This is a genomic window from Microcoleus sp. LAD1_D3 (assembly GCF_036702135.1).
Lineage (GTDB): Bacteria > Cyanobacteriota > Cyanobacteriia > Cyanobacteriales > Microcoleaceae > Microcoleus.
Window position 1 is genome coordinate 13,710 of sequence record NZ_JAUBSB010000010.1, and the last position, 15,281, is coordinate 28,990.

Annotated in this window: 8 protein-coding genes; 5 read left to right on the forward strand and 3 right to left on the reverse strand. The window is 48.1% G+C overall.

Annotated features, from left to right (window positions below):
* Positions 1-227: 227 nt before the first annotated feature.
* The gene (locus QUA74_RS08190; protein ID WP_333326869.1) at positions 228-5,579 is read right to left on the reverse strand and encodes a PAS domain S-box protein; all 5,352 of its coding nucleotides are present in this window, start codon (positions 5,577-5,579) and stop codon (positions 228-230) included.
* 182 nt (positions 5,580-5,761) lie between these two features.
* On the opposite strand from QUA74_RS08190, the gene QUA74_RS08195 reads away from it, so the two are divergent.
* Entirely contained in the window at positions 5,762-6,565 is an 804-nt protein-coding gene (locus tag QUA74_RS08195; protein WP_333326871.1) for a creatininase family protein, read from the forward strand.
* A gap of 81 nt (positions 6,566-6,646) precedes the next feature.
* Positions 6,647-7,402, forward strand: a complete 756-nt coding sequence (locus QUA74_RS08200; RefSeq protein ID WP_333326873.1) for a DUF561 domain-containing protein — start codon at positions 6,647-6,649, stop codon at positions 7,400-7,402.
* A 101-nt stretch (positions 7,403-7,503) separates the two neighbouring features.
* Here the strand turns inward: QUA74_RS08200 and QUA74_RS08205 are convergent, their stop codons facing one another.
* Positions 7,504-8,181, reverse strand: a complete 678-nt coding sequence (locus QUA74_RS08205; RefSeq protein ID WP_333326875.1) for a calcium-binding protein — start codon at positions 8,179-8,181, stop codon at positions 7,504-7,506.
* Positions 8,182-8,261: 80 nt separating this feature from the next.
* Between QUA74_RS08205 and QUA74_RS08210 the strand changes: the two genes are divergently transcribed.
* From QUA74_RS08210 to dprA, 3 genes are all read left to right on the forward strand, one after another.
* A complete protein-coding gene (locus QUA74_RS08210; RefSeq protein ID WP_333326877.1) occupies positions 8,262-8,909 on the forward strand; it encodes a DUF2301 domain-containing membrane protein in 648 nt (215 codons plus the stop codon).
* Positions 8,910-8,960: 51 nt separating this feature from the next.
* The gene (locus tag QUA74_RS08215; RefSeq protein WP_333326879.1) at positions 8,961-9,644 is read left to right on the forward strand and encodes a YdcF family protein; all 684 of its coding nucleotides are present in this window, start codon (positions 8,961-8,963) and stop codon (positions 9,642-9,644) included.
* A 264-nt stretch (positions 9,645-9,908) separates the two neighbouring features.
* Complete coding sequence (gene dprA / locus QUA74_RS08220) at positions 9,909-11,060, forward strand: DNA-processing protein DprA (protein WP_333326881.1); 1,152 nt, start codon at positions 9,909-9,911, stop codon at positions 11,058-11,060.
* A gap of 281 nt (positions 11,061-11,341) precedes the next feature.
* Here dprA and QUA74_RS08225 read toward each other — a convergent pair.
* The coding region (locus tag QUA74_RS08225) for a calcium-binding protein (RefSeq protein WP_333326883.1) at positions 11,342-15,281 on the reverse strand (3,940 nt) is incomplete at its 5' end.

Here is a 15,281-nt window from a genome sequence, read left to right on the forward strand (position 1 = left end):
GCACCATTTTCATGAACAGGCTTTCCGCCCTGTGCCACAAAGAGTGAATTTTCTGGTGGGCCGTTGCTCCTAGCCCGTCAATAAAACGCTGATTGAGAAGGGTGCAATATCTCAGATAATACCGGACTTGAGATTCTTAACTTCTTTTTTTCTTCTTCCTTTATTCCTTCGCGTTCTTAGCGTCTTCGCGGTTCGTTAAATAAAGAGTTTTCAGACACAAAAAGACCTTAAAAAATGTTTCCCCCAGAACGATCGAGCAAATCCAAAATCGCCTGCACCAACTTGTCAGGATCTAAAGGCTTAGAAAGGTGCCGCTGGAACCCCGCAGCCAGGGCCTGCTGATAGTTAATTTCTCCAGCATAAGCGGTGAGGGCGATCGCCGGAACCAGTCCCCCTTTGTGGGGCGCCAGAGCCCGAACCTGTCGCATCAACATATAACCGTCGGTATCGGGCATTCCAATATCGCTCAACAGCAAATCCGGCACAGACTGGGTTAAAACAGCCAAGGCATCGGCGGCGTTAGCAACTGCTGTAACACTTGCCCCACAATCCTCAAGCAGAAAAACCACCAAATCTCGCGCATCGGCATCATCATCCACCGCTAACACCCTGATACCACTCAAATCGAAGGATTGCTCCGGCGGCGCAGTTGCTGCAAGACTTGTCTGAGATTGCACGGGCATCAGGGGTATCCAGACGGTCAAGGTTGCACCTTTTCCTTCGCCGGGACTGTCGGATTTCACGGTGCCGCCGTGGAGTTCGACGAGATGGCGGACGATCGCCAATCCTAAACCCAATCCGCCAAACTTGCGCGTCATCGTGCTGTCAGCTTGCCGGAAGTAGTCGAAGACATAGGGCAGAAAATCAGGTTCGATACCTTTTCCAGTATCAGTTACAGTAATTTGGGCGTTCCTGTCAACCCGATGGAGAACAACTGCGATTTTGCCTCCCGGCGGGGTGAACTTGACGGCATTTGACAGCAAATTCCAGACTACCTGCTGAAGTCTGCCCGCATCGCCCAAAACCGAGCCGAGATTCGGTGCAAATTGAGTGCTGATTTGAATCGACTTGACTTGGGCCGCCAGACGCACCGTTTCAATGGCAGCGCCGATCACCTCAGCTAAATCCACAGGTAGAATATTCAAGCTGACCTTACCTTGCAGAATCCCCGACACGTCGAGCAAATCTTCGATAAGCTGGGTTTGCAGTTTGGCGTTGCGCTCGATCGTCTCTAAGGCGTAACGCTGCTTTTGGGGTGTCAGAATGTTCGATTGAAGGAGCTTCGCCCAGCCCATAATCGGGTTTAAGGGAGTCCGCAATTCGTGGGACAAAACAGCCAAAAATTCGTCTTTGACGCGGTTAGCCTGTTCCGCTTCTTCCCGCGCTGCCTTTTCCCGCGCTAGAAGGCGTTCCCGTTCCACTTCTGCAACTTTTCGATCGGTAATGTCAGTGTTGGTGCCACACCAGCGCAGCACCTTGCCTCGATCGTCGCGAATCGCCACGGCGCGGGAGAGAAACCAGCGGTACGATCCGTCTTTGCCGCGCAAGGGGAAAGTATCTTCCCAGAGTTCCCCTGTTTCAATGCAGCGCCTAAATTTTTCGACAACGCGATCGAGGTGTTCCGGGTGGTGCACCTTTTGCCAGCCCCAGCCCTGCATTTCTTCTAGGGTGGTGCCCGTGTAGTCAAACCAGCGCTGGTTATACCAGAAAATCCCCCCAGTAGCATCTGTCATCCAGGCCAACTGAGCGATGTTGTCAGCTAGAGCGCGGAACCGAGCCTCGCTTTCGTGCAGCTCATGCAGGGCTCCCGCGTGCAGGATCACCGTCCAGAGGCGAGCCACCACTTCTTGCATCAGCCAAACTTCATCCGGTCGCCAGTGCCGAACCACCTTTGATGTCACCAGCAAAAGAGCCACCCAGCGCCCTTCCTGAAGGCAGGGAACATCGACCAAAGCACGAATACAAACGGCACTGTAGTTATCGAATAAATGCGCTGTATGGGGGTAATTAGCGATATCTGAGATGACAAGTATTTGACCTGCCATAGACAGGGCTTTCAGTTCTTGCGTCTTAAAGTCTGAGATTTGATAGGTGCCGACGGCGCTGGCAAGGTCGGGCTGGTGCCAGTCTTGGTGAACAATTGCCTGATCGGCTTCTACATCAATTTCGTGCCAGATGCAGCGATCGACCTTTAAATATTCTCCCAGACTGTTCATGGCTTCGCCCAACATTTCTGCGGGGTTGGAGCCCTGGCGCAAGCGGATTTCGAGATCAGAGAGAAACTGCTCGTTGAGTTGGGCTTGTTTGCGATCGTGAATATCGGTGTTTGTGCCGATCCACTCGACAATCTGGCCTCCTGCGTCGCGAATTGGCAGAGCGCGGGACAAATGCCAGCGTTCCATTTGGTCTGCTGCCCGCCGCAGGCGCAGCTCAAGTTGATAAACTTCTCCAGTGATTAGACATTCTTCCCAGCGGGCCCAAGATTCTGCCAAATCCGAGGGCGGGACTAGGGATTCCCAATTGTTTTGAGCGGCTTCCTCGTAAGACATTCCCAGATATTCCGACCACTTTTGTTGATTGGTAAAGCGAATTTCCCCGCCGGAGTCTACGTTCCAAATCATGTGGGGCAGTGACTCAGCCAGGAAGCGAAAGCGGCGGTCGCTTTCTGCTAAGCTTTCTTCTGCTCGTTTGCGATCGTCAATATCAATGCCGATACCAGCCCATTGCACAACCTTTCCCCCCCTGTTTTTGACGGGCACAAGTCGCGCTAGATGCCAGCGGTAATTACCATCAAACCTGCGTACCCGACACTCGAATTCGTAGGCTTCCCCTGCTTCAATCGCAGGAGTGCGCGTGCCGACAACTGTTGGCAGATCATCAGGATGAAATAATTGCAGCACCGGCGCAGGCATCGGCAATTCTGGCATCAGGCCGGTGTAGCTTTTCCAGTGTTGGTTGCAAAACTCTAACCTGCCGTCGGCGGTGTTGATCCACATTAATTCCGGGAGACCATCGGCGAGGGTGCGGTAGAGATTTTCGCTTTGCCGCAGTGCTTCTTCTATTTGCCGGCGCTCGGTTTTGTCCTGCAGGATTTTCAGGAAACCTTGCACCTCGCCGGCTGCGTCGCGCAGGGGCATCACCAGCCCGCTGCCCCACAAGCGGCTGCCGTCTTTGCGGAGGTGCCAGCGCTCGTTTTCTCCTTTTCCCTGAGTCAGGGCGCTGTGCATTTCTGCTTCCGGCATTCTGGCTGCTGAGTCTTCTGGGGTGAAGATGATTCGTCCGTGCTGCCCGACGATTTCAGCTTGGGTATAGCCCAGCAATCTCTGGGCGCCTGCGTTCCAACTGGTAACGTGTCCGTCGGTGTCCATGGTGAAGATGGCGTAGTCTTTGGCGCTGTCGAAAATCAACTGCAGGTGGGTTTCACGATCTCGCAATGCTGCTTCTGCTTGTTTTCGCTGGGTAATGTTGCTGGTGAAGCCGACTATTTTGGTCACTTCACCTTGCTCGTTGCGGATCAAACAGCCGCGTTCCCAAACATCGATCCAGCGCCCGTCTTCGTGCCGGACTCGGTACTCGTCTTCGTAGCGATCGCCAGTAAAGATTGATTCCGCCCCGGCTTGGATGCGCGCCAAATCGACGGGATGGAGGCGTTCTCTCCACCACTCTGGTGTTGCCTGTGCATCCTCTGGGCGGACACCGACGATCGAGGACAGTCCCTCGGAACGGTAAACTGAGTTCGATGCCAAATCCCACTCAAACACGATGCCGTCGATCGCCCTTGTAGCTAACTCAAAGCGGTTGTTGCTTTCTTGCAACGCGAGTTCGGCCATTTTGCGATCGGTAATTTCCTGTACCACGACATTAATCCCGACAATTTCCCCGCCCGTGTCTTTGAGCGGCAACCAATTCTGGAGCCAAGTGCGAACAACACCGGGTTGAGCCTTGGTTTCACCGCTGATTTCTAAATTCCGCTTCGGTTCTCCGGTTTCGAGAAGGTGGCGCAACAAAGGTTCGGCTGCGTCTGCCAAGTCGGGGACAATTTCGCGTAGGGTGCTGCCGATGTGCATTTCGACGGGCAAGCCGTTCGTTTGGGCCAACCGCTGGTTGATCCGCACGTACCGCAAATCTGTGTCTAAAACTGCCAAACCCACGGGAGTGGTTTGGTAGAGCCACTCTATCTCTAGAAGTTGACGGCGCCCCGTTTGCTCGCTCTTGTGCAGGGCGAGTTCGGCCATTTTGCGATCAGTAGCATCAAATAATACTCCGATAAACCGCACTGCTTCGCCTGCGGTGTCGTAGAGATAGCGCCCGAACGCTCTCAACCAGCGGATTTCTCCGTTGTCGGCCCGGATGATGCGGTATTCGGGGGAGTAGAGCGATCGTGTTTGCCGAGCTGTTTCCGCTGCCTGCAGGACTTGCTTTAAGTCTTCTGGATGCACTCGGTTTTCCCACACAGCCACGCTTGCTTCCCCGTCCGGTACTGGTTCGCAGCCCAAAATGCTGAAATGGGTCGCCGACCAAATTACTCGACTTGTTGGCACGTCAAAATCCCAGGTTGCCATGCCTGAGCCTTCGATGGCGACGCTCAAACGTTCTTCGCTTTGTTTTAAGGCAATTTCAGTTTGTTTGCGATCGGTGATATCTGTGAAGGAGCCCACGGCCCGCACGGGATTGCCTGATTCGTCCCAAATTGCTCGCCCTCTGGCTAAAATCCATTTGTAGCGCCCGTCGGAACAGCGAATGCGGTACTCGCAGCAGTAATGTGAGGTTTCTCGATCCAAGTGCTGCTGCCAATTGCTTTGCATTCTCTCCAAATCATCGGGATGAATGTAGCTCAAATATTGGCTGAAGTCCTTGACTTCTTCCGGCCGACGTTCCAAAATCTCTAAACCGCGATCGCTCAGGAAATGGCAATTTGTTTGCAGGTTGTGATCCCAAATGCCGTCATTGTTTGCCTGCAAGGCTAGCTGCCAGCGTTCTTCGCTTTCTCGCAGGGCTTCTTTGGTTCGCTCGGCGCGATCAATTTGTACGGCGACAATGGCAAAGTCTGCTAGGGCGATCGCGATCCGCAAGTCTTCGGCATCGAATTGGCGATCGGCATCGTGAGATACAATCCATATTGCCCCCAGCGATTGATTTTCTGCTTGCACCGGAACGACTAACGCTTCGGCGATCGGCAATTCTAGCTGTTGCAAGTCGGTAAAATATTGTTCGGGAGCGAAGTAAAGCTGGGGAGTTTGGCGATCGAGACCTGCTCCCGACAAACGCAATTTGCGGGGTGTGTTTGTATCTTCTGCGGCTTCCCACGCGCCCGCCAATGCCACCCACCGAAATATTTGGTCGGAACTGGCATTTTCTTCTAGTAAGCAGACTCCGACACTTCCTGCGCCGCACAAATCTTTAGTGATCGCAACCAGTGTTTTGAGCAGCCTGTGGGGTGAGGTTGCCAATTGTCGGGCCAGCGTTTGCAGCGCTCGGTTTTCTGCTTTTTGATCGTGCGATCGAGGGATGCGGCGCGACAGTTCCTCGGCGATCGGAATGTCGGTTAAATTAGTTTGTGGGGTTTGCCAAGCTTCCATCAATTAGTCGTCTCTACGTCTTTCGGTCTGAGCTGGCGAGCGTATATCAGCGCCCTATTAAATCATCCGCTATAAATTATAGCATCTACCGAGAGACAGAATTAGGTATCTATCTTTGGAATTACTTTTTAGTTTTCAGGCTAGTGGATTGCCTTGGTTGATTTTACTCTTATCGCCACCTTATGCACAATTTTATTCCAGAATCGCGCTTTTTTCCATATCTAACTTGGACAGAAATTCAGTCTATGGTGGATAAAGAAAATACGGTGATAATTCAGCCGCTAGGTGCGATCGAACAACACGGCCCTCATTTGCCTTTAATTGTAGATGCGGCAATTAGCGCGGCGGTGACAGGCAAAGCGCTGGCCAAGTTAGACGCAAATATTCCCGCCTACGCTTTGCCGCCTTTGTACTATGGCAAGTCGAACGAACACTGCCATTTTCCCGGTACAATTATGCTCACTGCTCAGACACTTTTAGCAGTAATCGGCGAAATTGCTGACAGTATTTATCAGGCTGGATTTCGGAAATTAGTGTTAATGAATGGTCACGGCGGACAGCCGCAGGTGATGGAAATTGCGGCGCGGGATATTCATCAAAAATATCAGGATTTTTCGGTTTTTCCGCTGTTTGTTTGGCGGGTTCAGAATGTGGCTGCTGAATTATTAACCGCTAAGGAGTTGGAGTTTGGGATTCACGCGGGTGATGCAGAAACGAGTTTGATGTTGGCAATTTTGCCGTCGCAGGTGAAAATGGAACTGGCTGTTACTGAATATCCGAAAAATTTGCCGATCGACAGTTTGCTGAGTATGGAAGGCAATTTGCCTTTTGCTTGGCTGACGCGAGAGTTGACTGAAAGTGGTGTGTTGGGCGATGCGACGGCGGCGACGAAAGAAAAAGGATCTCGGATTCTGGAATCTCTCTCTGACGGCTGGGCACAAGTTATCAAAGATGTTTACAAATTTCGACAGCCGGGAAGTAATTAAAAATTAAGAATTAAAAATCAAAATTTGTTCTAATCCGTGTCAAAATGAGTCTAAGAAATTTTTTGAGTTGGAAAACTAACGATGAGTGTAAATTCTAAATTGCAGCGCGCTTTTGAGCAAGGTCGCGCCCTGAAAATTATCAGCGGTTTAAATAATTTTGATGCCGCGAACGTTGCGGCTGTCGTCAAAGCAGCGGATCTCGGCGGTGCTTCTTTTGTCGATATTGCTGCCGATCGAGATTTGGTATTGATGGCAAAACAGTTGACAAATTTGCCAATTTGTGTATCTGCTGTGGAACCGGAAAAGTTTGTGCCTGCACTAGAAGCTGGCGCTGATTTGATTGAAATAGGTAACTTTGATGCTTTCTACGCAGTAGGCCGCCGCTTTGAAGCTGAGGAAGTTTTGGAGTTGACTCGCGAAACTCGATCGCTATTTCCAAACATCACCCTTTCTGTGACAGTTCCCCACATTTTGGCACTCGACAAACAAGTGCAATTAGCAATTGAATTAGTCAATGCTGGCGCTAACATCATCCAAACCGAAGGTGGCACCAGCTCCCAACCAATTCACGCTGGCACATTGGGATTAATTGAAAAAGCAGCGCCTACTTTGGCCGCAGCCTTTGAAATTTCCCGTGCCTTATCAGTCCCCGTACTCTGCGCTTCCGGCATCTCCAGCGTCACCGCACCCCTCGCTATTGGAGCCGGTGCTGCGGGTGTGGGTGTCGGTTCTGCTGTCAGTCAACTTAATAGCGAAGTGGCGATGATCGCGGCTGTTCGCAGTTTGGTTGAAGCTTTGGCTTTGGTTTCGCGATCGCACTTTGCGGCTTCAATTTAATTAAGAAGTTCGGTAAGGGATAGATGTTGAGGGAATAAATCAAGCGTGAAGCTTTTTTCCCTCTCCCCATTCTGCCCGTCTCTCCCTCTTCCCCGACTTCCTTAATAATTGACAAACCACACAGCATAATCATCTAGTAACTGATTGTTTGGGGAACTTGCATCAACTGATTCTAACTCGAATAAAGGCAACATAAACTTTTGGCGATCGCCGACGCGCTGCACTTCCACAAATATGCCTTCTTCCTGAATCACAAAATCATCTAACCGATTAATTGTGAATCTATCAGTATAAGAAGGTTGAGTTTTTTTGAGTCTTGCATATTCTTTTTTGCTGCCATAACCCCTTGTATATTCTTCCTCCCATTCAAACTCTTCTATGCCGGTAACGTGGCAGGGAAGTTGAATATTTTGCTTGATGTACTCTAGATATTTGAATGAATTTTTCAGAGTACCATCAATATTTTTAGAACCCAAAATTTTGCTGATTTTAGTTTCAAATTGCTTGGTATTAAATGGGAGATTTTTGTCGATATGCGCTAACATTTCTGGATCGAACCCCGATCTCAATTCGGATAATTCCTCCAGCAGGTGCTGAAAGTCGTTGATCGGTTTCGGTCTTCTGCCTGCTACAATGGTTTCATCAAGCTGAACTGGAGGAAGTTCGGATTGTGAAGGAAGGGATTTGCTTTGATCGGGGCGATCGTCCAATTTAGGTTTGTTAACTTTAGACTTGTTAACTTTAGGCTGGTTAAGTTTAGGCTTGTTAAATTTAGGCATCGCTCGGTCTCGCTGGATCGGTTTATCAATAAAGTATATCTTGGCAGAAGTACATTCGTGTCTAATAGGAGGAAGGTGTAATGCAACTACTGAAATCGCCTGATGAATCGCCAGTCTATCAAGGACAATTTGGCGAGTTTACGATTACTCAAAACGATCGCACGGGAGTGTTGATTTACCGCGCTGGATTGGGGGTGGCGGCGCTGTGTTTTGCGATCGGCACTACTCTGGTGTTGCAACAGGGCGACAACCCGATTGCAATCCAAGCTGTAACACCTATTTTTGCTTGTTTCTGGATAGCTTTAGGCGTCAGCTTGGCAACTATTCACATTTACATGATTGCGCTACACCGAACACTACAGGCGTTTTGGGCGATCGGCGGCGCGGCAGCACTGTTTGTCGCTGTACAAAGCAGCGAACCCTTAGCTTTAACAGTGTACGAACATCCAGCCACGTTGTGGGGAATTGGCTTTACTTTTGCCGCCTTAAATGGCATTTATTTTAAAGAAGCTTTCTGCTTCAACCGCCTAGAAACCAAATTTTTGACTCCGGGAGTTCCTCTCTTACTTTTAGGACATATTTTCGGTTTTTTGTCAGCGGAAAATGAACAATTTTTGCTGGCTATTTGGGCCGCTTTGTTTATCATATTTGCTGTGCGTAAGTTTTTTCAACCCATGCCGCAGGATATCGGGGATAAAAGCGTTTTTGAGTATCTGAAACACCAATAGCATAGAAGAAGGAAGAAGAGCTTTCTTCCTTCTTCCTTAAATATCTGCTGTATGAATTTTGCCAGACTGCGAAAACTCAAAATCAAAATAAGTCTAATGCGCCGCCGAGAAATGTGGGCAATTACCAGAGAAGGTTGGGTAATTGCTCTGATGGGATTAATAATTGCAATGCTCTTAATTATCACAAATATCCATCCATTTTTGGCGGTAAATGCGCCGATTAAAGCCGATATATTGGTTGTCGAAGGCTGGTTGCCGGATTATGCGATCGAAAGTGCGATCGCTGAATTCAAAAAAGGTGAATACCGCCAATTAATTACCACAGGAGTTCCTTTAAGTAAAGGCTACTATCTCGCTGAATATAAAAATTATGCCGAACTGACTGCCGCGACTTGTATTGCGCTAGGATTTGATAAAAACAAAGTAGTAGCTGTACCAGCAGCGAGTGTTGTCAAACACCGCACGGCTGCTTCTGCGATCGCCCTTCGAGATTGGCTGGCTGCTTCTGCCCTAAAAGTTGAGTCAATTAATCTTTATTCTTTTGGCCCTCACGCCCGCAGAAGTTGGATTGTATTTAAAGAAGTGCTGAATCCTGAAATTAAAGTCGGGATTATTGCGGCGGAAACCCAAGATTACAACCCACAAGAATGGTGGAAATCGAGCGAAGGTTTTCGGACAGTAATCGGAGAAATTATTGCTTATATTTATGCCCGTTTCGTTGATTGGAAAGCTTAGCCAGTAATTGTCAACCTCCCTCTTAATTCCCTTCGCGTTCTTAGCGCCTTCGTGGTTCGTAAAAAAACATTTATATAGCAGTTTTAAATCTGTGGAAATATAGGACACGGCAGTGCCGTTTCCCTACCCGGGCATCTGTGGAAATACAGGAAACGGCAGCGCCGTTTCCCTACCCAAGAAATACAGGAAACGGCACTGCCGTTTCCTTACTATAATTTAACCAAAAATGATAAAATTATTCTCAGATAAGTTGAGGGCAACTCGTTGGTAGAAGAACGCGCTTACTGGTTAGCATGGTCGCAGATTAACGGTATCGGGCCAATTTTATTGCAAAGATTGCACCAACATTTCAATAGTTTGGCAGAAGCTTGGGCGGCAAAATCAGTAGATTTGATCCGAATCGAAGGGTTCGGCAAGCAGATAATTGAAACCGTTGTGCAAGAACGCACTAAACTCAATCCTGAAGAATTTATCGAAAAACATCTTATAAAAAATCCCTGTTTTTGGACGCCGGCAGATCCAGATTATCCCCGCTTATTATTGGAAATTCCCAATCCGCCACCAGTGTTGTATTATCGTGGTAATGTCGATCGCAAAGAGAATCAAGGAATTACGCCGACGGTGGCAATGGTTGGTACTCGTAGCCCTTCGGAATACGGCAGAAGGTGGACTCGCAAAATTAGTACGGCTTTAGCTAGAAGCGGTTTTACGGTGGTTTCGGGATTGGCTGCAGGCATTGATACAGAGGCTCATACAGGCTGTTTGGAGGCGGGAGGAAGGACTTTTGCAGTGGTGGGGACGGGAGTAGATATTGTATATCCTAAACAAAATGAGAGGTTGTGCGATCGCATTTTGCAGCAGGGATTGGTAATTAGCGAATATCCGGCCGGCACTCAACCGAATAGAACTAATTTTCCGCGCCGAAATCGCATAATTGCTGGGTTAAGCCGGGCTACAATAGTGATAGAAGCTCCGCACAAATCGGGGGCGTTAATTACTGCTTATCAAGCGAATGATTTTTGCCGGGATGTGTATGTTTTGACGGCAAGATTGGATGATGAGCGTTCGTTTGGGTGTTTGGAGTTGCTGAGTAAAGGTGCTCATCCGATTCTGCCGAGTAGCGATCGACTCTTAAGCGAAGACAGGTTGTTGGAAATGCTCGGAGCTATGCCAAAATTGGATAGAGCCGAGCAGTTGTCGCTATTTCCCCCAAATCCGACGGTTGAAAAGCAAGGGCCGCCGTTGGAGCCGGAATTGGCTAAGGTGTTAAGTGCGATCGTATCTGGGCCGATTTCTTTTGATACAATTGTAGAAGCGTCTGGATTAGAAGCAGGAGCAGTTTCTAGTATACTTTTGCAGTTGGAATTGTTGGGATTAGTTTCGCAGTTACCGGGAATGCGATATCAGCGGTGCTGATTTGTAAGTAATACGGTTTAGGCTATTGGTGTCAACTTAAGTCTAAAACCCTCTTTATCTCTCGTTTACCGCCGAGGCCAGATCCCCCTAAATCCCCCTTAAGAAGGGGAGTAGGGGTTGACTTTGAGAAGATTCTTGTCCCACCCCCTACTCCCCTTTTTAAGGGGGGTTAGGAGGGATCAAGGCCTTGATAGTCAGCGGTTGAAACCGAATAGAGACAAACGAAGTCCGTATCTAAGAGACTGAAGAATAATAAGGACTTTAGTCCTCATTACGAACCTTTAAATCAATCCGAAATTAGCAGCACTAATACTGCTAGCCGAAACTCCGGCCAGAGAAGCTAAAATCTCCCCAGTTTGTGCAAACCGGATTAAAGTCGAACCGCTATCTTGAGCAATTGCCAATTGCGAGAAACTCAACCCGTTACCCAATACTAACAAGTCTTGACCGACTTCAAAGTCAGCAATAGTATCAATACCAGAATTGGTAGATAATAAGAAGCGATCGCTCCCTACATCCCCTACTAAGGTATCATCGCCCAAATCGCCACTGAGGAAATCGTTACCCTGACCTCCTAGCAGAATATCATTGCCTTGACCGCCGTAGAGGGTATCGTCGCCCTTTTCACCAATCAGGATATCTTCACCTCGATTGCCAGAAAGGAAGTCATTGCCGGCGCCTCCTGTCAAGGTATCAAAACCCTTTCCGCCGTAGAGAGTATCGTCACCAATTCCACCATCTGTTAAGTCGTTCCCCTGATTGCCATTCATCCAATCATTGCCATCAAGGCCAAAGAGCAAGTCATTGCCTTTTTTACCGCGCAATATATCATCGCTAGCACTTCCCATAATGGTATCATCGCCATCTGTGCTTTCGGTAGTATTTTCCCCATCTTTAACGAATTCTATACCGCTTTCTGGGAAAGGTTCTTCGGGTGTAGATGGTGTACTGGAGTCATCTGTATCTAAAGTATTGCGGACTGTTGGATTGTTAGCTGTCGCCGACTGAATTTTGGTAGTTAGAGATGCACCAGTATTTTCGGAAATCGCCGACTGAATCGTTTTATTTCCGGCTGCGACTTGCAGTAAATCTTGGGCTAATTCTCCTTGTGCGACTTTTTGGATGCGGGCGATTTCTGTCGCGGCATCTGAGGGCGAGGAATTGCTGGATACGAGATCACTAATTCGCTGATTTCCCTCGGCAATAATTTGGGCAGCATCCGAAGCAATACTAGAGAGTTGCGGTACTTGCAGTTGACTCGTTGCCGATTCAATAATCGCTTGCACTTGTGTGGAATTGCTTAAGTCGAGAGTGCCAGATTGAATTTGATTGGCAACGGTAGAAATTACGCTAGAGGCAATCTCATCTTTCGCGGTATTTGAAGCACCGCTAATTAAATCTGTGACTAAAACAATGGTATTTTGCACCTGAGCGTGTGCTGCATAAACCGCCAAACCGTTCGGGTCGTTTTGAGTAATTGCCTCTAGCGGGTCGTAGCTAGTCAAGTCAATTGCTGACGACACTCCCAGTGCCGATTTTACCTGAATTTGCGCCTGATTAGGGTCAGTACCTTGCTCGATTAACTCGGTCAATAGGGTAGTTAACGGAGTAACTACTGTAGCATCTGGTGTGGCAAATAGGGGGGTTTGCTGCGGCAAATAAGTAGAGGTATTGATGCCATCTATGAGTACAATTTTGCCTTCATCCGGTTCGAGGTCGCCGCTGTTATTTTTGTCGAATTGGTCAAGAGAGACATCTAAGTCAAAGCTGCCATCTGCGTTAGTAATTGAGAACGGTTCGTTGTCATCCTGAACTCCATTAAAGTTGGCATCGAAGAAGACTGTCGCCCCGGCCATGTAACCGTTAATTGCTCTACCCCTAGTGCTAGAACTCGGCCCCAAACTAAACTTAGCTAACTCAAATGTGGCAAAGTTATTATCGTAGACTGTTTTGTAATCTAATCCACAAGGATAAGATATACTGAAGCGCTTCCCAAATACTTTGAAACTTTTATCACAGAATTTGACTGAAATGGACTTAACTTGAGCACCCAAGAAAGCATTAACTTGTCCTGTTACATCAAACAGTTCCGAGGGTTTGCTGATGCGGGAAGTAATTTCCGATGTTCGGATTTTGCCGTCGCCACCTTGTTTCGGTTGGAATTCTCCGATATCTATTAAGTCAATGCCGACTTTTCCTTGAATTCCACCTTTGACATAGCCCTCGGCAATGCCAACATCTATCCCTGCACCCACGGCAATACTAGCGTCAAGACTGAGTTCGTCAACATCTGACCCTGTACCGTCAGCATTTTCGCGATCGCTCACATAAAATCCATCCAAAACTTTGCTAGCAGAGTCCGCAGCAAAATTAGACTTTTTCCACTGGTCTAATCCGTAGGTATCGTACCCAAATCCTAGATGAGCTGAAGCACTAAACTTGCCTTCAAGTAAACCTTTGAGTGGCCCAAAAATCGGAAAATCTTGCCTAAGATTAAAGTCAAATCCCAGTTTGGGCATCTGATAGGTGAATACCGGAACATCCGGTTTACCTATCAGCAATTGAATCGCGGTTTCCGGTTTGGTCAAGAGTGGGATATCAAAGCCATCAATATCTTTTAAGGCATTTAAGAACTCCTTGACCTTGCCGCTTGTTTTGGAGTTAATTTGTTGGTTGGCTGTTTGCTGTACAGCAGTCGTTGGGATCGGGGAAGCATTCTGAAGGTTAGCACTTTGATCGGCAACATCTATATTCCCCAGAGTGTAGGAACCAAAGTCGATTTTATCGGGAGAGTTTGCTATTTGGTTTGCCAAATCAACAACTTTATCAACCTTGGCAACCGCATCTAAAAAGCGAGTATCGATATCGCGCCCAGAGATTTTTGCTGCCAGTTCTAGTACGCTGACTTTGCCATCCCCATTTTTATCAAACGGCCCTGCTATACCTAGTTTAGACAGTAACTTAGTGTCGGAATTCAGAAAGTTAATAACGGGTCGAAATGGTTTAATTACATCAGAAATTTTACCGACAATTGGTTTGGCAAAATTATTGACAAATGTCCCCAAATCAAGTTGCATATTGTTAAATGCAACGGTGGGTTTTTGCGGTCCGGTTAATTGACCGTTAGCGTAATTTAGGATGGGCCAATTAACTGCTAAGTCGAAGTTATACGAGGGGAATGCAGCATTGCCGTTGATGCTGGTTTTTGCTGTGAGACCGAGATTAGCATTGCTCGTTAAGTTGGCATTGAATAAGTCTTTAAACTGATAGTTACCTTGCAGTTCTGGCAAGGTGAGGCGAGCTCCATCATTCGGGCCACCCAGATTGTCTAAGTCATTGAGCTTGACTTCAAGGTTGGCATCGACTTTAGTCGGGTTTTTGGCATCGTTTGCCAAGTCAACTTGGAAAAAACCTAAGTTGCCTTTTGCCTTGAATTGGTCATTTAGGCTCAAGTCAAGGTTGGCGGTTAACTTAGTTTGGTCAGTATCTATGTAGCAGCCAAAATCTTTACTAACACCAACTCCCAGGGACAAGTTGAAGTTGTATTTTGATTTGGCTTTTCCATCTACATCTAAGCTTAATGCCGGCACTCCTAAGTTTTTAGAGAGATTGATATCGGGAAACTGATATTGCTTGCCAAGAGTAATTAGCAAGGTACTTTCATCAGCACTAGAAGTCCCAGTTAGAGCAACATTGAAAGTCGATCCAAGTGCAGTGCGGAGGCTACTTTCTAACTGACTCAGACTTTGATTTCCCTGATTTTTAATCGTATCGATTAACTTAGTCTTGAAGTTGCCAATAAAATCTGGGGAAATGTTTTTGAGCGGGCCGACAATGGGTAGGTTAACTGCCTGTAATTGGTCGTCAAGAATTTTCTCAAGTTTATCCAATCCAGCTTCTACGCCGCACCAATTCTTCTGTGTGTCGATGGTGCCACCAGGTGTCGGTGGTGTTGGCGTCGGAGTGCCAGTTGTTGGCGTTGGCGTCGGAGTGCCAGTTGTCGGTGTCGGCGTGGGAGTACCAGTTGTCGGCGTGGGAGTACCAGTTGTCGGCGTCGGCGTCGGAGTACCAGTTGTCGGTGTCGGCGTCGGAGTACCAGTTGTCGGCGTCGGAGTACCAGTTGTCGGTGTCGGCGTCGGAGTACCAGTTGTTGGTGTCGGCGTCGGAGTACCAGTTGTCGGTGTCGGCGTGGGAGTATCAGTTGTCGGTGTCGGCGTCGGA

Coding starts and splice junctions, on each gene's coding strand:
- QUA74_RS08190 (WP_333326869.1), bottom strand. CDS start 5,579: ATGGAAGCTTGGCAAACCCCACAAACTAATTTAACCGACATTCCGATC.
- QUA74_RS08205 (WP_333326875.1), bottom strand. CDS start 8,181: ATGCCTAAATTTAACAAGCCTAAACTTAACCAGCCTAAAGTTAACAAG.
- QUA74_RS08210 (WP_333326877.1), top strand. CDS start 8,262: ATGCAACTACTGAAATCGCCTGATGAATCGCCAGTCTATCAAGGACAA.
- QUA74_RS08200 (WP_333326873.1), top strand. CDS start 6,647: ATGAGTGTAAATTCTAAATTGCAGCGCGCTTTTGAGCAAGGTCGCGCC.
- QUA74_RS08215 (WP_333326879.1), top strand. CDS start 8,961: ATGAATTTTGCCAGACTGCGAAAACTCAAAATCAAAATAAGTCTAATG.
- QUA74_RS08195 (WP_333326871.1), top strand. CDS start 5,762: ATGCACAATTTTATTCCAGAATCGCGCTTTTTTCCATATCTAACTTGG.